The following is a 16,564-nucleotide window of genomic DNA, read 5'->3' as shown; positions in this document are numbered from 1 at the left end:
CATGATGCCAGGATCTCTTCCGCAAACCGGCCAAACGAAGCGTCGCTTCAGCTGGCCGAAGGGTATGCCGCAAATCATTGCGCTGCTGCTGGTGCTGGCCGTCGACAGCCTGGTGGCGCCGCACTTTTTCCAGATTGTCCTCCAGGAGGGGCGCCTGTTCGGTAGCCCCATCGATATTCTTAACCGCGCGGCGCCGGTCGCGCTGCTGGCGATTGGCATGACGCTGGTTATCGCTACCGGCGGGATTGACCTGTCGGTCGGCGCGGTGATGGCGATTGCCGGCGCGACCGCCGCCTCAATGACCGTTGCCGGGCATAGCCTGCCGGTGGTGCTGCTGGCCTCGCTGGGGGCGGGCGCGCTGGCCGGGCTATGGAACGGCATCCTGGTGGCGGTGCTGAAGATTCAGCCGTTCGTGGCTACGCTGATCCTGATGGTGGCCGGGCGCGGCGTTGCGCAGCTGATCACCTCCGGGCAGATTGTCACCTTTGACTCGCCGCCTCTGGCGTGGCTCGGCAGCGGCTCGCTGCTGCTGCTGCCGACACCGGTGCTGATTGCTGCCGCCACGCTGCTGCTGTTCTGGCTGTTCACCCGCAAAACCGCGCTGGGGATGTTTATTGAAGCGGTCGGGATCAACATTCGGGCGGCGAAAAATGCCGGGGTCAACACCCGCATCGTCGTGATGCTGGCCTACGTGCTCAGCGGCGTGTGCGCGGGGATAGCCGGGATCATCGTTGCGGCGGATATTCGCGGCGCCGATGCCAACAACGCCGGGCTGTGGCTGGAGCTGGACGCCATCCTCGCGGTGGTGATCGGCGGCGCATCGCTGATGGGCGGGCGCTTTAACCTTCTGCTCTCGGTCATCGGCGCGCTGATAATCCAGGGGATGAACACCGGGATCCTGCTGTCGGGCTTCCCGCCGGAGTTAAACCAGGTAGTGAAAGCGGTGGTGGTACTGTGCGTACTGATCGTTCAGTCGCCGCGCTTTATCAGCTTACTGAAAGGAGTGCGCGGCCGTGATAAAACGTAACCTGCCGTTGATGATTACCCTTGCCGTATTCGTGCTGGGCTACCTCTATTGCCTGACCCAGTTTCCCGGCTTTGCCTCGACGCGGGTGATCTGCAATATTCTCACCGATAATGCCTTTCTTGGCATTATTGCCGTGGGGATGACCTTCGTAATCCTCTCCGGCGGCATTGACCTCTCGGTCGGGTCGGTCATCGCCTTCACCGGCGTGTTCCTCGCAAAAGCGATTGGCGTCTGGGGGATCACGCCGCTGCTGGCGTTCCCGCTGGTGCTGGTAATGGGCTGCGCGTTTGGCGCGCTGATGGGCTGGCTTATCGATACGCTGAAGATCCCGGCGTTTATTATTACCCTCGCCGGGATGTTCTTCCTGCGCGGCGTGAGCTACCTGGTCTCTGAAGAGTCCATCCCTATCGATCATCCGGTGTATGACACGCTCTCCGGGCTGGCGTGGACCATTCCCGGCGGCGGTCGCCTGAGCGCGATGGGGCTGCTGATGCTGCTGGTGGTGGTGGCGGGCATTTTTATGGCCCACCGTACCCGCTTTGGCAATCAGGTGTACGCCATTGGCGGCAGCGCTGTCTCGGCGAACCTGATGGGGATTTCGACGCGTGGGACCACCATCCGCATCTACATGCTCTCGACCGGGCTGGCGACGCTGGCGGGGATCGTTTTTTCTATCTATACCCAGGCCGGTTACGCGCTGGCCGGCGTTGGCGTTGAGCTGGATGCGATTGCGTCGGTGGTGATTGGCGGCACGCTGCTCAGCGGCGGCGTCGGCACGGTATTAGGCACGCTATTCGGCGTGGCGATTCAGGGGCTGATTCAGACCTACATCAACTTTGACGGTACGCTCAGCTCGTGGTGGACGAAAATTGCGATCGGTATTCTGCTGTTTATCTTTATTGCGCTGCAGCGCGGGCTGACGGTGCTGTGGGAAAACCGCCAGAACTCGCCGGTATCGCGGGTGAGCGGGGCGGCGAATCGCTAGCGTAAATTCCCCTCTCGCCGGGCGAGAGGGGAAGTCAGAAGCGTTACGCGTCCGGGAACTCTTTAATCAGGTTTTCGACGTCTTCAACCATATGGTTGTTGCCGACGAAGAAGGAGCGGCGCTGGTGCAGGCTAACCGGAACGATATCGAGAATACGCTCTTTACCGTCGCTGGCCTTACCGCCCGCCTGCTCGGCGAGGAACGCCATCGGGTTGCATTCGTACAGCAGGCGCAGCTTCCCGTCCGGGTGGCTGGCGGTGCTTGGGTAGAGATAAATGCCGCCTTTCAGCAGATTGCGGTGGAAATCCGCTACCAGTGAGCCGATATAGCGCGAGGTATAGGGGCGCTGGGTGCCGATATCCTCTTCCTGGCAAAACTTAATGTACTTCTTCACGCCCATCGGGAATTTGATGTAGTTGCCTTCGTTGATGGAGTAGGTATTGCCTTTCTCCGGGAAGCGCATGCGCTCCTGGGAGAGGCAGAATACGCCAAGAGAAGGATCGTAGGTGAAGGCGTGCACGCCGCAGCCGGTGGTATAAACCAGCATCGTGGAGGAGCCGTAAACCACGTAGCCTGCGGCGACCTGTTTACTGCCCGACTGCAGGAAATCTTCGACGGTGACCGGCGTGCCGACCGGGGTTATGCGACGATAGATGGAGAAGATAGTCCCGACAGAGACGTTAACGTCGATGTTAGAGGAACCATCCAGCGGGTCCATGAGCACCACGTATTTTGCGTGTTCGCAGCCTTCAAAGACGACGATTTCGTCTTCTTCTTCAGAGGCGATCCCGGCAACAATATCGCGCGCTCGCAGTGCGGCCTTCAATTTTTCATTGGCGAACAGATCGAGTTTTTGCTGCACCTCGCCCTGGACGTTTTCAGCACCGCTGGCACCCAGAATATCGACCAGACCGGCCTTGTTGATATCGCGGTGGATGATCTTGGCGCCTAGTTTTATCGCCGACAACAAAGCAGTTAGCTCGCCGGTTGCGTGGGAGAACTCGTGCTGCTTTTCGACAATAAATTCACCTAACGTTTTCATAACCCGTTCCCTGCATGTTTATGTGAAGTAAAACGAACGCAACAATCTTAACAAAGAATAAAAAAAATACGCACAGGTGAATCGCGCCAGCAAAAAACGGATTCGCCTGAAATGCATTTCTCTGATGCCGAACATAAGGGTAAAATGTGCGCCAGATTAAAGAGGGAAGTGACGAATGCGCATTCATATTTTAGGTATCTGTGGCACGTTTATGGGGGGGCTGGCGATGCTGGCGCGTTCCCTCGGTCATGAGGTAACGGGGTCGGATGCTAACGTCTATCCGCCGATGAGCACCCTGCTGGAAAACCAGGGGATCGATCTCATTCAAGGATATGACGCCAGCCAGCTGGAGCCTCGGCCGGACCTGGTGATCATCGGTAACGCGATGACCCGCGGCAATCCGTGCGTCGAAGCGGTGCTGGAAAACAACATTCCGTACATGTCCGGCCCGCAGTGGCTGCATGATTTCGTCCTGCGCGATCGCTGGGTTGTGGCGGTAGCCGGCACCCACGGTAAAACGACGACCGCCGGTATGGCAACCTGGATCCTCGAAGCCTGCGGCTATCAGCCGGGCTTTGTGATCGGCGGCGTACCGGGGAATTTCGAGGTCTCCGCGCGCCTGGGCGGCAGCCCGTTCTTTGTTATCGAAGCGGATGAATATGACTGCGCTTTCTTTGATAAGCGTTCGAAGTTTGTTCACTACTGCCCGCGAACCCTGATCCTCAATAACCTTGAGTTCGATCACGCGGATATCTTTGATGACCTGAAGGCTATCCAGAAGCAGTTCCATCATCTGGTGCGCATTGTCCCGGGCCAGGGCAAAATTATCCTGCCGGAAAACGACATCAACCTGAAGCAGACCATGGCGATGGGCTGCTGGAGCGAGCAGGAGCTGGTCGGCGAGCAGGGCCACTGGCAGGCGAAGAAGCTCAACGCCGACGCCTCGCAGTGGGAAGTCTGGCTTGACGATGAGAAGGTTGGGGAAGTGAAGTGGGCGCTGGTTGGCGAGCATAATATGCACAACGGCCTGATGGCGATTGCTGCCGCCCGCCACGTCGGCGTGGTGCCGGCGGACGCCGCCAACGCGCTGGGCAGCTTTATCAACGCCCGCCGCCGCCTTGAGCTGCGCGGCGAAGCGAACGGCGTCACCGTGTACGACGATTTTGCCCACCACCCGACGGCAATTCTGGCGACGCTGCAGGCGCTGCGCGGCAAGGTTGGCGGCACCGCCCGCATTCTGGCGGTGCTTGAGCCGCGCTCGAACACCATGAAAATGGGCGTCTGTAAAGACGATCTGGCGCCGTCGCTGGGCCGCGCGGACGAAGTGTTCCTGCTGCAGCCGCAGCATATTCCGTGGCAGGTCGCCGAGGTGGCTGAAGCCTGCGTGCAGCCCGCCCACTGGAGCGCCGATGTCGACGTACTGGTGGATATGATCATCAAAACCGCCCATCCGGGCGACCACATTCTGGTGATGAGCAACGGCGGCTTCGGCGGCATTCATCAGAAGCTGCTGGATAAGCTGGCCAGCAAGGCGGCTGCGGCGGAGTAATTCCGACGATCGTCTCTCTGCCCTCCGCGCGAGGGCAGATTTTTTGCCATCCTGGATTTTGTCATGCTCACTTGTGAAAAACTGACCTCGACCGATTCACCGCACTTTCCCGCGCTCGACGCGCTGTACGTCAAGGCTTTTCCGTGGCACGAGCAGCGCGAGCCGCTGGCTAAACAGCGCGCGCTGCGCGATCCGCACTATGTGCTGGAGGCGTGGTTTGATGACGGCGAGTTTATCGGCCTGAGCGGCAACTGGCAGTTTGCGGGCTATGGCTACATTGAACATCTGGCAATTGACGATGGCCTGCGCTCGCGCGGCTACGGCAAACGCCTGCTGGCGGAAATACTGAAGCGTGCGCCGCTGACCATCCTCGAGATCGATCCGCTGACCACGGAAATCGCTCGCCGGCGGCTGCAGTTTTACGCCGCGATGGGCTTTAGCGACAATCCGTGGCCGCATAGTCACCCGACCTATCATTACGGCATCGCCGATCATGCGCTGATGGTGCTGAGCTACCCGCAGGCGGTTGACGAGGCGCAGTACCGGCGCTTTGCGCAGCAGCTGCGCCAGGTGGTGATGGCCTAAACCGATATCCCGGCGCTGGCGCCGGGAAGGGGATGTGCGGTGCCGGCGCTGCCTCTGCGGTAAGCCCGGGAGCAGCGCCGGCCGGGAGGTTACTCTTTGGCGATCGGCGCGTCGTTTTCCGCAACCTTCGCGTCGCCCTGGATCGTCGCAATCCTCTGCTCAACCTCGGCAACCTGTTTATTGTTGTGCAGCAGGGTATAGGTCAGATCAAACTGCGCGCTGGCGCCCGGCTGCAGCTGCTTCACGCGTTTCTGCTCGCGCTCAATTGTCACCGGATAGGCATAGCTGGTGCCTGGCTCGATGCCGGTAACATAGCCCTGTTTTTGGCTATCGGTGTTTTTCCACAGCGTCAGGACCGGCAGCTGGCGGGTATCAAACTGAATTGACGCGCCTTTATCGCCAGCCTTGTTAACCACTGCCGCCAGCGTTTGGTGATGGTCATCGGCGAGCGGCTGAATGTTAAATACCATCTCGTCAAAGTCTTTGGTCGGGCCGGCATAGGTTTGCCACGTTTTCAAACCGGCTTTGGCATAGTCGTTGAACGGGCTGATGCTGGCCATCGGCGCAAGGAAACGCGCGCCTTCTTCGAGAATCGGCGTACCGAAATTGCTGTGGTAGATTATCTGATAATCATGCGGGTAATCGGCATGGTTGGTTAAGACATCGTGCAGGCTGAAGCTGTTGCTGCCCGGCACGTAGCGCAGCTCGGTCATAGTCTGCAGATCGGCCTTCTTGAAGGTGCTCTCCTTCACCAGCCCGCGAATGCGAATTTCATACGGCGCGCTATCGGCAACCTCGACCTCGACCTGCGAGGCCGGCGTGTTTCCGGCTTTGCCGTGCAGGGTGTAAATCTGCCCGTCGGCGGTGACCGGATGACCGGTCCATTCGTAGCCGCAGCGCACCATCATCTCATTGAAACCTTCCAGCCAGCCCAGTCCGTTACGGCTTTCCAGATTAATAAAGGCCGGGTTAACCACCTCTTTGACCGGCGAGTCCCAGCCCATCCGCGTGCCGAAACCTTCGATTTTGAGCAAATTCATGCCGCGGGTCGGGCTGAGCGCGATAGTCAGGCCGTCCTGGCTGCGAATCACGATAACTTTACTCCCCTCCTGCTTGCCGCCGTGGAGAACTTTTTGCTCGATGCTGAAATGGCGATCTTTTATCTTCAGCTGATCGCTGCTTACCTGCCAGTTTCCTTTCTCTGTACTGCTTTCAGCGCTTGTCAGCACCCATGTTTTTGCCGCGACTTGCCCAGAAATCATCATCGCTACTGCCGTCAACGCTACTGTTTTTTTCATTTTTTGTCCCTTTTTGCTGAATCGATATTGTTATCAATGAAGGGAATCTAATGGTTAGCGGATGATGAAAATGTGAAGTACTTCACCTGGTGAGAATATGCGCGATTTGTTGTTTTTAACTGCGACTGAAGCCCTGTTTTAATGCAAGATAGCGTCATCGTTGCTATGAAAATGTGAATTTATGCATTATTAGCCTTAACGATTCAGCTTTTGTTGGCGGCTGAGAAAGCAAAAAAGCGCGTCTGCTGACGCTCGGCAAAACGGCGTACAGGCAGGATAAAGACTCAGGCAAGCAGCAGGCAAGCAGCAGGCAAGCAAAAGAGAAGGCAAAGAGAAGCAAAACAGGCGCAAAAAAGCTGAAAGGCGCTGAACATAAGGCCTCTGGACGGCCGAACGGCGGCGATAACGGGAGAGCCCATGCGGGCGGGCGGTGCGGGGAAAGTCAGCCTTCCCGGCAATGCGCACGCATGCCGGGCTACAGGTTAAACGTTATCAGGTAGCCCGGACAGGCGCGCCGCCTGCGGGAAAGCCAGGCGGGCGGGAGCTAAATTAGCTTTCGCCTTCGGCCAGCTCACGCAGATACTGGAAGATCAGGCGCGCGGACTTCGGCGGCTTGTTGCCTTCTTTCTCTTTTTGCGCGTTACGGATAAGCGAACGCAGCTGCTGACGGTCAGCTTCTGGCCACAGGTTCAGCACTTCCGGCACCGCGTCATCGCCATCGGCAATCAGACGGTCGCGGATCATCTCCAGCTTATGGAACAGCGCAACCTGCTGGTTGTGGCGGTTCTTCAGCTTGTCCAGCGCCTGGCGAATCGGGTCAACGTCGCGGCTGCGCAGCATTTTGCCAATCAGCTGCATCTGGCGGCGGCGGCCCTCTTTCTTGATCCGTTGGGCAAGTTCAATGGCGTCGCGCAGGTCGGTATCGAGCGGGATTTTATCCAGCGCGTTTTTCCCCAGCTCTACCAGTTCCGCGCCAAGACGCTTCAGTTCTTCGGCGTCACGCTTAATTTCACTTTTACTGACCCAGATAATTTCATCGTCTTCATCTTCGACGTCATCACCGGGAACGTCGTCGAGCCAGTCATCGGGCTGCTTTGTCATCTCAGGCTCCTTAAAAAAGAGGCTAATGTTACCAGTTAAGGCGCGCACTGAAAAACGGTTCTCTGTTAGACTTCAATTAACTCCTTCCTACATTATGGCATTAGCGATGAAAGTCATCTCTCAAGTTGCACAGCAGCGTAAGGCGCTGGAAGAGGCCGTGACCACGGCGCTGGAACTGGCGGCAGGTAAATCAGACGGGGCTGAAGTCTCCGTCAGCAAAACCACCGGCATCAGCGTCAGCACCCGCTACGGCGAGGTGGAGAACGTAGAATTCAACAGCGATGGTGCCTTAGGCATCACCGTTTATCATCAGCATCGCAAGGGCAGCGCCTCCTCAACCGATCTTAGCCCGCAGGCGATTGCCCGTACGGTGCAGGCGGCGCTGGATATTGCCCGCTATACTTCGCCGGACCCGTTTGCCGGCGTTGCCGATAAAGAGCTGCTGGCCTTTGACGCCCCGGATCTTGACCTGTTCCACCCGGCGGAAGTGACGCCGGATCGGGCCATCGAGCTGGCCGCCCGCGCTGAACAGGTGGCGCTGCAGGCCGATAAACGCATCACCAATACCGAAGGCGGCAGCTTCAACAGCCACTACGGCATCAAGGTGTTCGGCAACAGCCACGGCATGCTGCAGGGCTACTGCTCAACCCGCCATTCGCTGTCCAGCTGCGTTATCGCGGAAGAAAACGGCGATATGGAGCGTGATTACGCCTATACCATCGGCCGCGCGATCGAAGATTTAGCGTCGCCGGAGTGGGTGGGCGACGAGTGCGCCCGCCGCACCCTTTCGCGCCTGGCGCCGCGCAAGCTCTCGACCATGAAGGCGCCGGTGATTTTTGCCAATGAAGTGGCGACCGGGCTGTTTGGTCACCTGGTCGGCGCGATTGCCGGCGGCGCGGTGTACCGTAAATCGACCTTCCTGCTTGACGCCCTTGGCACCCAGATCCTGCCGGACTGGCTGACCATTGAGGAGCATCCGCACCTGCTGAAAGGGCTGGCGTCAACGCCGTTCGACAGCGAAGGCGTGCGTACGGAGCGTCGCGACATCATTAAGGACGGCATTCTGACGCAGTGGCTGCTGACCAACTACTCGGCGCGCAAGCTGGGCATGAAGAGCACCGGACACGCGGGCGGCATCCACAACTGGCGAATCAACGGCCGCGGCCTGAGTTTTGAAACGTTGCTTAAAGAGATGGGCACCGGGCTTGTCGTCACCGAACTGATGGGGCAGGGTGTCAGCGGCGTGACCGGCGATTACTCGCGCGGCGCATCCGGTTTCTGGGTTGAGAATGGCGAAATTCAGTATCCGGTAAGCGAAATCACCATCGCCGGAAATCTGAAAGATATGTGGCGTAATATCGTGACCGTCGCCGACGATATCGAAATGCGCAGCAACATCCAGTGTGGTTCCGTGCTGCTGCCAGAGATGAAAATCGCCGGGCAATAACGGCGTGTTATACCGGATTATTCAGGCCTCGGCTTGAGGAATAACGGGTATAGAAGGGCGCCCAGGTGGCGCCTTTTCCTTGTGCTTAAATAATAAAAAAGGAAGTGAGCAATGCGAAAAAAACTGTTAGCAGCGCTGGCTGTCTCAGCCCTGGCGATGGGTTCAGCGTCGGCGTTTGCCGTCGATCTGGGCGAGGATATGGATACCATCGCCCAGAATCTGCAGGTGGTGCAGAAGACCGCTGATGCCGGCGAGCTGAAAGCGGCGCTGACTAAGATGCGCGACGCCGCGGTCGATGCGCAGAAAGAGACCCCGCCGAAGCTGGAAGGCAAAGCGGCGGACAGCGCGGAGATGAAGGACTATCGCCACGGCCTCGATATCCTGATTGGCCAGATTGACGGCGCCCTGAAGCTGGCCAATGAGGGCAAGGTCAAAGAGGCGCAGGCCGCTGCGGAAGCGTTCAAAACCACCCGTAACACCTACCACCAGAAGTACCGTTAAGATCTTTTCCAGGAGGTATCAGCCGGTACCTCCTGCACGTCGTCTTCGCATAAAACCCAATCCCTGTCACATTTTCCAGCTCTTCTCTGCCGCCGTTTCGGCCGCTTGCGCACGCTAATTTAATGACGTTCTTGTGACTCTCCTCACGCCGTTTTGCCGAAAATGGCAGATTTAGGCCAATTCTGTGCAATGGATCGCATCGTCCGGCGGCCTTTCCACTTCGAAGTGGAAAACAACTCGCTACAAACTCCTCACCCCCGGCGTTAGTTTTGTCCCCAGAGACATCAACGGGGTAAGACAAGTGAATAACGGAGCGGTAACACACGACGTAGGGGAGCAGGCAACGCAAACCGAGCAGCTGGCTGAGAAGATGCTGCAGCAGGTTTATACCCTGCTAGGTCGCCGTAACATCATCCCCAACGCCGTCCAGGAGCAGATGCTGACCTCCCACGTGCGGGCTATGGCCCACCGGTCAATCAGCGGCGAGCCGCTGCCGGAAGTGGATGCCAGCCTGTTTGAAGAGATTTCACAAGATTCAATGATGCTGGCCCGCGAAGTGGTCGCGCAATTCGGCAACCTGCCAGAAGAAGAGTCCTGGCTGCTGTCCGTCCACTTCGAAGTCGCAAAAGAAAACCTGTAAGGAGCTAAAAAATGGAACAAATCACCGTAGTAATTGGCGATCGCCTGGGTAAAGGACAGAAAGTTGCCGCTGGCGCGGAAAAAGCCGGAGCTCGTGCAGTCGTGGTACCGGGCGTTGCCGCTGATATGAAGCTGGGCGATATGATGAAGGCAGAGAACGCCACCTTCGGCATCTCCTTCTGCGGAAGCGGCGGCGCAGGTGCCATTACCGCGCAAAACAAACATGGCTACAAAGCGAAATACGGCATGCGTTCCGTTGATGAAGGCGTCACCGCTATCAACGAAGGCTACAACGTTCTGGGCTTCGGCTTTATGGATAAAGAAGAGCTGGGCGAGCGCCTGGTAGAAGCCTGGAAAAAGAAATACGGCGCCTGAGTATGAAAGAGCAATTCACCACCACGGTGAGCGTTACGGGCAAAGGCGAGAGCAAGACCAGGGCGTTCGCCGATGCCCTGAACCACGTGCAGGCGGCGGTGATGAAAACCTCGCCGCACATCTTACTGCGTATTGAGCCACAGGATGTGGAGGTTGTTCATGCGCGTGAAGCGGTGCGCAAAGAAGCGTTTTTATTCTTCTTTTTGCGCCGTGAACGACGGACCTACAGCGTGGAGCTGAACGTCACCGTCAACGTGACCGCCATTAATCTCGATAAAGTGGATTTCGTCACGCAAACCTGATTCTCATCATAGGGTTAAACTATGTTCCTGATAATTTTAATAAAATCGCTCATTATCGGCGGCCTGGTCGGCGTCGGCGTGGGCGCCGGAGCGGCACGTATGTTTCATGCGCCCACCACGCAAGGGATGGGTGCATTTCGTACGTTGGGCGAGCTGAACTCCTGTGAAGGCGATCCGGCTTCCCACTTCTCCTTTGGCCTCGGCTTCTTCTTTAACGCCTGGGCCTCTTCTGTCGCAGCAGGCTCCTTCACCCAGGACGTCGATCACCGCATCATCCCTAACTGGGGCGCCGCCGCGCTGATGCTGAAAAACCGCAACGTCGGCGAGACGCTGCACGATCCGAAGAAGATGGCGATTGCCTGCGGCGTTATCGGCATGTTCGTGGTCTCCTTCCTTAACCTGACCGCCTCTTCCGTGCCGGAAGCGCTGCAGGTTACCGCCGTTAAGGTCCTGGTTCCCGCTGCTAACCTGCTGGTTAACACGGTGATGCCGGTTATCTTCTGGCTGGCGGCTATCGATGCCGGGAAAAAGTCGGGCTTCTGGGCCACCATTTTCGGCGGCGCCGCGCAGCTGATTATGGGTAACGCCGTTCCGGGTCTGGTGCTGGGTATCCTGATCGGTAAGGGCGTCGAAGAGAGCGGCTGGCACCGCGTCACCAAAGTGATGATGTCCGCCATTGTTGCACTGTTCGTGCTGAGCGCCTTCTTCCGCGGCTTCGATATTAAGACCCTGGAGTCCTTCCACCTGGGCGTACCGAACTGGCTGGATCTGATTCACAACTCGCTCAGCGGCAAATAACAGGAGCCTCTAAATGGAACAGAATAAAGGTTTTTGGTATGCCGACTGGTCGTTCCCGATCTTCGTTGGCCTGCTCTCCTCCGGCGTCTTCGCCGGGACACACATGTACTACCTCTACGGCATCGGCGCGTTTAACGAAGTGGCCTTCGTGGCCATGCTGAAAGCGGGCATTGATACCGGTGCCTACGGAGCGGTCGCGGCGTTTGGCGCCAGCTTCCTGTTTGCGCGCATCATTGAAGGTTCGCTGGTGGGGATCCTTGATATCGGTGGCGCGATTCAGACCGGTATCGGCCTCGGCGTGCCGGCGCTGCTGCTGGGCGCGGGCTTCGTCTTCCCGGTGGCCAACTTTGCCGCCTCGCTGGCTACCGGCCTGGCGCTGGGCCTCGCCGTCGGCTACATCATCATTCTGGCGCGTAAATTCACCATCAATCAGAGCGACTCCACCTACGGTGCCGACGTCATGATGGGGGCAGGTAACGCCTCCGGTCGCTTCCTTGGGCCGCTGATTATCCTCAGCGCGATGACCGCATCGATTCCTATCGGTATCGGTTCTCTGGTGGGCGCCCTGCTGTTTTACATCTGGCAGAAGCCGATCACCGGCGGCGCCATCCTTGGCGCGATGATCCTCGGTTCCCTTTTCCCGATTGCTATTGGTTAAGTCCTGCGGGCGCGCGAGCGCCCGCTTTAACAGGAGAGACCCATGTTTGATTTACTCCTGCGCCGTGCGCGCCTCGTCGACGATACCCTGACTGATATCGCCATTCAGGACGGGAAGATTGCGGCGCTGGGCGAGATTAGCGCGCCTGCGTGCAAAACCGTTGAGCTGGACGGCAGCTGCTACGCCAGCGCCGGCTGGATTGACTCCCACGTTCACTGCTACCCGAACTCGCCGATTTATTACGACCAGCCGGACAGCGTGGGCATTGCCACCGGCGTGACCTCGGTGATTGATGCCGGCAGCACCGGCGCGGACGATATCGACGACTTTTATCAGCTGACCCGCAGCGCGGCCACCGAGGTCTTTGCGCTGCTCAACATCTCCCGCGTCGGGCTGATTGCCCAGAACGAGCTGGCCAATATGGCCAACGTCGATGCCGATGCGGTAAGCCAGGCGGTGAAGCGCCACCCAGACTTTATCGTCGGCCTGAAGGCGCGCATGAGCAGCAGCGTGGTTGGCGACAACGGAATTACCCCTCTCGAGCGGGCGAAGGCGATGCAGCGCGAAAACGGCGGCCTGCCGCTGATGGTGCACATCGGCAACAACCCGCCGAACCTCGATGAAATTGCCGACCTGCTGAGCGCGGGGGACATCATCACCCACTGCTATAACGGCAAGCCGAACCGCATTCTGACCGCCGCCGGCGAGCTGCGCGCCTCCGTGACCCGCGCGCTGAAGCGCGGCGTGCGCCTTGACGTCGGCCACGGCACCGCCAGCTTCAGCTTTGAGGTGGCGCGCCGGGCGATAGCGTTGGGCATCCTGCCGCAGACCATCAGCTCCGATATTTACTGCCGCAACCGTATTGACGGCCCGGTGCGTTCGCTGGCGCTGGTGATGTCGAAGTTTCTCGCCATCGGCATGTCGCTACCGCAGGTGGTGGAGTGCGTTACCGCCAGCGCCGCTGACGGGCTGCGCCTGACGCAAAAAGGGCGCCTGGCCGTGGGCTACGACGCAGATTTAACCCTGTTTGCTCTGCAGCATGCACCGACGGTACTGGTCGACGCCGAAAAAGAGAGCCTGCAGGTTGACAATATTCTGGTGCCGCTTGCCGCGATTCGCGCAGGCAAGGGCTATCTGACCGAACAAGGGAGCGCGGAAAATGCCTTCGATTTTTGAAAAGTACAATTTAAAACAGGTTATTAATACTTCAGGCCGCATGACGGCGCTGGGCGTATCCACGCCGCGCCCGGAAGTGGTCGAAGCCGTCATGAGCGGCATGAACCACTACTTCGAAATGAAAGACCTGGTCAATAAAACCGGCGAGTACATCGCCAACCTGCTGGACGTCGAAGGGGCCACCGTTGTTTCCTGCGCCTCCGCGGGGATCGCCCAGTCGGTGGCGGCGGTGCTGGTGAAAGACAGCAGCTGGCTGCTGGAGAACCTCCACGTCACGCCGATCGAAAACAACGAAATCGTCCTGCCGAAAGGGCATAACGTTAACTTCGGCGCGCCGGTGGGCACGATGGTGGCGCTGGGCGGCGGCAGGCTGGTGGAAGCCGGCTACGCCAACGAGTGCTCCGCCGATCAGCTGGCTGCGGCGATCACCCCGCGCACCGCGGCGATCCTCTACATCAAATCGCACCACTGCGTGCAGAAAAGCATGCTCAGCGTTGAGCAGGCGGTGGTGGTGGCGCGTAAGCACAACCTGCCGCTGATCGTCGACGCGGCGGCAGAAGAAGATCTGCAGTGCTACTACAGCGCCGGCGCCGACCTGGTGATTTACAGCGGCGCCAAAGCGATTGAGGGCCCAACCAGCGGCCTGGTGATCGGTAAAACGCAGTACGTGGAGTGGGTCAAACGCCAGTCAGGCGGCATTGGCCGGGCGATGAAGGTCGGTAAAGAGGGCATTCTAGGCCTGACCTGCGCGATTGAACACTACCTGACGGCGCGCAAGGAGAGCGGCGATGAGATGGTGGCGAAGATGACGCCGTTCATTAACCAGCTCAACGCCCTCACCGGGGTGAGCGCGCGGGTGGTCTGGGATAGCGCCGGCCGCGATATCGCGCGGGCGGAAATTAAGTTTACTGAAGCCGTGACCGGCATCGCCACCGGCGAGCTGGTTGAGGCGCTGAAGCAGGGCGAATACGCCATCTACTTCCGCGGCTATAAGGCCAACGAAGGCATTATTGAGGCCGACGTGCGCAGCGTTAGCGCACAGCAGCTGGAGATCGTCTCCCGCCGCATCGGCGAAGTTCTGAACAAGGAGAAGAAAGCATGAAACTGACCCCGAATTTTTACCGCGATCGCGTGTGCCTGAACGTCCTGGCGGGTAGCAAAGACAATGCCCGCGACATCTACGAAGCGGCGGAAGGTCATGTTCTGGTCGGCGTGCTCTCTAAAAACTATCCGGACGTGGCGAGCGCGGTGGCCGATATGCGTGAATACGCCCGGCTTATCGATAACGCGCTGTCGGTGGGCCTCGGCGCGGGGGATCCAAACCAGTCGGCGATGGTCAGCGAGATCTCCCGCCAGGTACAGCCGCAGCACGTCAACCAGGTCTTTACCGGCGTCGGCACCAGCCGCGCGCTGCTGGGGCAGAGTGAAACCGTCGTCAACGGCCTGGTGTCGCCGACCGGCACGCCGGGGATGGTGAAGATCTCCACCGGCCCGCTGAGCAGCGGCGCGGCGGACGGAATCGTGCCGCTGGAAACCGCCATTGCGTTACTAAAAGATATGGGCGGCAGCTCAATCAAATACTTCCCGATGGGCGGCCTGAAGCACCGCGATGAGTACCTCGCCGTCGCGCAGGCCTGCGCCCGCCACGATTTCTGGCTGGAGCCGACCGGCGGGATCGATCTGCAAAACTACGGCGAGATCCTGCAGATCGCGCTGGACGCCGGCGTCAGCAAAATCATCCCTCACATCTACAGCTCTATTATCGATAAAGAGAGCGGCAACACCCGTCCGGTGGACGTGCGTCAGCTGCTGGAGATGACCAGGGCGCTGGTTAAATAGTCATTGCTCTGCCGTCCCCCGAACTCCGCCGCAAGGGCGGGGCGGGGGACAGCCACCTTACCCTACCGAACCATCAAGGAGTCACTATGCCTGCCGCTCGTCACCTGCTTGTTGCTTCACTTTCCCTGCTCGCCGCCAGCACCTGCGCCCAGGCGCAGTACGCCTGGGTCGGCACCTACAACCCCAACGGTGAAGGCCTGTATCGCTTTACCGTTGAGGCGAAAACCGGCGCGTTGAGCAACAGAACGCTGGTCAGCTCCCTGCCTAACGCCGCGCAGCTCACCGTTTCGCGCGATGGCAAAACCCTGTACGCCGCCAGCGAAGTGGAAAAGGGCGTGGTGCAGGCGTGGCGTGTGGGGGCTAACGGCGAGCTGAGCGAGCTAAACCAGGTCTCTTCCGGCGGGGCCGGGCCGGTTTATCTCTCCCTGACGCCGGACGGTCGCCATCTGCTGGTGGCAAACTACGTCAGCGGCACGACCGCCGTGCTGCCGGTGCAGGAAGACGGTCGCCTTGGCGAGGCGGTGGACGTGCATCAGGACCAGGGTCCGGCAGGCGCGGCGCGCCCGGCGGCGGCGGTTGAGGGCAGCTTTGCCATTAGCGACCATAACGGCCCCCACGCCCATATGATCTCGGCCGATCCCAGCGGGAAATACGTTTACTCCACCGATCTGGGGCTGGATCGGATCTATCAGTACCGGATGGATGGCGCCAGCGGCAAGCTGACCCCCAACGATCCGCCGTTTATCTCCGCATCTTCGCCGGGAGCCGGGCCGCGTCACTTTGTCTTCACGCCGAAGGGTGACGGGCTGTGGCTGATTAACGAAGAGTCCTCTACGCTCACCTTCTATCATCTTGATAAGGCCAGCGGTCTGCTGCGCGAGGGTAAAACGATCTCCGCGCTGCCGAAGGGCTATAAAGGGACCAGCTTTGCCGCTGGCCTGGCGCTGAGCGCCGACGGCAGGCAGCTGTACGTGGCGAACCGCCTGCATAACAGCATCGCGCACTTTAGCGTGATGGCGGACGGTAGCCTGAGCCATCAGGAAGATATCTGGACGCGCGGGGACTACCCACGAACGCTCACTCTGGATAATCAGGGGCAGTGGCTGTACGTCATGAACCAGCGTAGCGATAATATCACCCGTTTCGGCGTGGCGCCCGAAAGCGGCAGGCTGACCTTTTCCCCGGACTATACTCCGGTAGGCAGCCCGTCACAGATGGTGATATCCGCTCAACCTTGAGCCG

General features: G+C 59.2%; 18 protein-coding genes. 15 read left to right on the top strand and 3 right to left on the bottom strand.

Annotated elements, in window-relative coordinates:
* The first annotated feature begins 1 nt into the window (after position 1).
* Together ytfT and yjfF are read left to right on the top strand one after the other, a co-directional pair.
* The gene (gene ytfT / locus GVK32_RS09015; protein ID WP_041143750.1) at positions 2-1,027 is read left to right on the top strand and encodes a galactofuranose ABC transporter, ATP-binding protein YtfT; all 1,026 of its coding nucleotides are present in this window, start codon (positions 2-4) and stop codon (positions 1,025-1,027) included.
* Positions 1,014-2,012, top strand: a complete 999-nt coding sequence (gene yjfF / locus GVK32_RS09010; RefSeq protein ID WP_041143751.1) for a galactofuranose ABC transporter, permease protein YjfF — start codon at positions 1,014-1,016, stop codon at positions 2,010-2,012. The genes ytfT and yjfF overlap by 14 nt, the downstream gene beginning before the upstream one ends.
* Before the next feature lie 43 nt (positions 2,013-2,055).
* Here the strand turns inward: yjfF and fbp are convergent, their stop codons facing one another.
* A complete protein-coding gene (gene fbp / locus GVK32_RS09005) occupies positions 2,056-3,054 on the bottom strand; it encodes a class 1 fructose-bisphosphatase (protein ID WP_159867510.1) in 999 nt (332 codons plus the stop codon).
* A 175-nt stretch (positions 3,055-3,229) separates the two neighbouring features.
* On the opposite strand from fbp, the gene mpl reads away from it, so the two are divergent.
* Together mpl and GVK32_RS08995 are read left to right on the top strand one after the other, a co-directional pair.
* Positions 3,230-4,603: a UDP-N-acetylmuramate:L-alanyl-gamma-D-glutamyl-meso-diaminopimelate ligase gene (gene mpl / locus GVK32_RS09000; protein ID WP_159867507.1), complete on the top strand. Its 1,374-nt coding sequence runs from the start codon at positions 3,230-3,232 to the stop codon at positions 4,601-4,603.
* A gap of 63 nt (positions 4,604-4,666) precedes the next feature.
* Positions 4,667-5,188 carry a GNAT family N-acetyltransferase gene (locus tag GVK32_RS08995; protein WP_159867504.1) on the top strand — a complete coding sequence of 174 codons (522 nt, stop codon included), beginning with the start codon at positions 4,667-4,669 and terminating at the stop codon, positions 5,186-5,188.
* A gap of 89 nt (positions 5,189-5,277) precedes the next feature.
* Here the strand turns inward: GVK32_RS08995 and GVK32_RS08990 are convergent, their stop codons facing one another.
* Together GVK32_RS08990 and yjgA are read right to left on the bottom strand one after the other, a co-directional pair.
* Entirely contained in the window at positions 5,278-6,486 is a 1,209-nt protein-coding gene (locus tag GVK32_RS08990) for an aldose 1-epimerase family protein (protein ID WP_159867502.1), read from the bottom strand.
* Between the two features lie 549 nt (positions 6,487-7,035).
* On the bottom strand, positions 7,036-7,587 hold the full coding sequence (gene yjgA / locus GVK32_RS08985; protein WP_041143756.1) for a ribosome biogenesis factor YjgA: 552 nt from the start codon (positions 7,585-7,587) through the stop codon (positions 7,036-7,038).
* A gap of 94 nt (positions 7,588-7,681) precedes the next feature.
* Here yjgA and pmbA point away from each other — a divergent pair, with 94 nt between their 5' ends.
* From pmbA to GVK32_RS08930, 11 genes are all read left to right on the top strand, one after another.
* Entirely contained in the window at positions 7,682-9,034 is a 1,353-nt protein-coding gene (gene pmbA / locus GVK32_RS08980) for a metalloprotease PmbA (RefSeq protein WP_159867499.1), read from the top strand.
* 111 nt (positions 9,035-9,145) lie between these two features.
* Entirely contained in the window at positions 9,146-9,535 is a 390-nt protein-coding gene (cybC, locus tag GVK32_RS08975; RefSeq protein ID WP_159867496.1) for a cytochrome b562, read from the top strand.
* A gap of 301 nt (positions 9,536-9,836) precedes the next feature.
* Complete coding sequence (locus GVK32_RS08970) at positions 9,837-10,175, top strand: glycine dehydrogenase (protein WP_041143759.1); 339 nt, start codon at positions 9,837-9,839, stop codon at positions 10,173-10,175.
* A gap of 11 nt (positions 10,176-10,186) precedes the next feature.
* Positions 10,187-10,549, top strand: a complete 363-nt coding sequence (locus GVK32_RS08965; RefSeq protein WP_004098072.1) for an SFCGS family glycine-rich protein — start codon at positions 10,187-10,189, stop codon at positions 10,547-10,549.
* Between the two features lie 2 nt (positions 10,550-10,551).
* Entirely contained in the window at positions 10,552-10,851 is a 300-nt protein-coding gene (locus GVK32_RS08960) for a DUF4312 family protein (protein ID WP_041143761.1), read from the top strand.
* 21 nt (positions 10,852-10,872) lie between these two features.
* The gene (locus GVK32_RS08955) at positions 10,873-11,649 is read left to right on the top strand and encodes a DUF4311 domain-containing protein (RefSeq protein WP_041143762.1); all 777 of its coding nucleotides are present in this window, start codon (positions 10,873-10,875) and stop codon (positions 11,647-11,649) included.
* A 13-nt stretch (positions 11,650-11,662) separates the two neighbouring features.
* Entirely contained in the window at positions 11,663-12,307 is a 645-nt protein-coding gene (locus GVK32_RS08950; protein ID WP_032689791.1) for a DUF4310 family protein, read from the top strand.
* A gap of 42 nt (positions 12,308-12,349) precedes the next feature.
* Entirely contained in the window at positions 12,350-13,483 is a 1,134-nt protein-coding gene (locus GVK32_RS08945; RefSeq protein WP_159867493.1) for an amidohydrolase/deacetylase family metallohydrolase, read from the top strand.
* Positions 13,467-14,585, top strand: coding sequence for a DgaE family pyridoxal phosphate-dependent ammonia lyase (locus GVK32_RS08940; RefSeq protein ID WP_159867490.1), 1,119 nt, complete (start codon positions 13,467-13,469; stop codon positions 14,583-14,585). The genes GVK32_RS08945 and GVK32_RS08940 overlap by 17 nt, the downstream gene beginning before the upstream one ends.
* The gene (locus GVK32_RS08935; protein ID WP_159867488.1) at positions 14,582-15,322 is read left to right on the top strand and encodes a KDGP aldolase family protein; all 741 of its coding nucleotides are present in this window, start codon (positions 14,582-14,584) and stop codon (positions 15,320-15,322) included. The genes GVK32_RS08940 and GVK32_RS08935 overlap by 4 nt, the downstream gene beginning before the upstream one ends.
* A gap of 86 nt (positions 15,323-15,408) precedes the next feature.
* Positions 15,409-16,560: a lactonase family protein gene (locus tag GVK32_RS08930; protein WP_159867486.1), complete on the top strand. Its 1,152-nt coding sequence runs from the start codon at positions 15,409-15,411 to the stop codon at positions 16,558-16,560.
* The last annotated feature ends 4 nt before the right edge of the window (positions 16,561-16,564 follow it).

Origin of the sequence: Klebsiella sp. 18074 (assembly GCF_902705905.1) — a bacterium.
Lineage (GTDB): Bacteria > Pseudomonadota > Gammaproteobacteria > Enterobacterales > Enterobacteriaceae > Klebsiella > Klebsiella terrigena.
The sequence above is the reverse complement of the archived record's forward strand: the minus strand, read 5'-3'. Positions and strand labels throughout refer to the sequence as shown.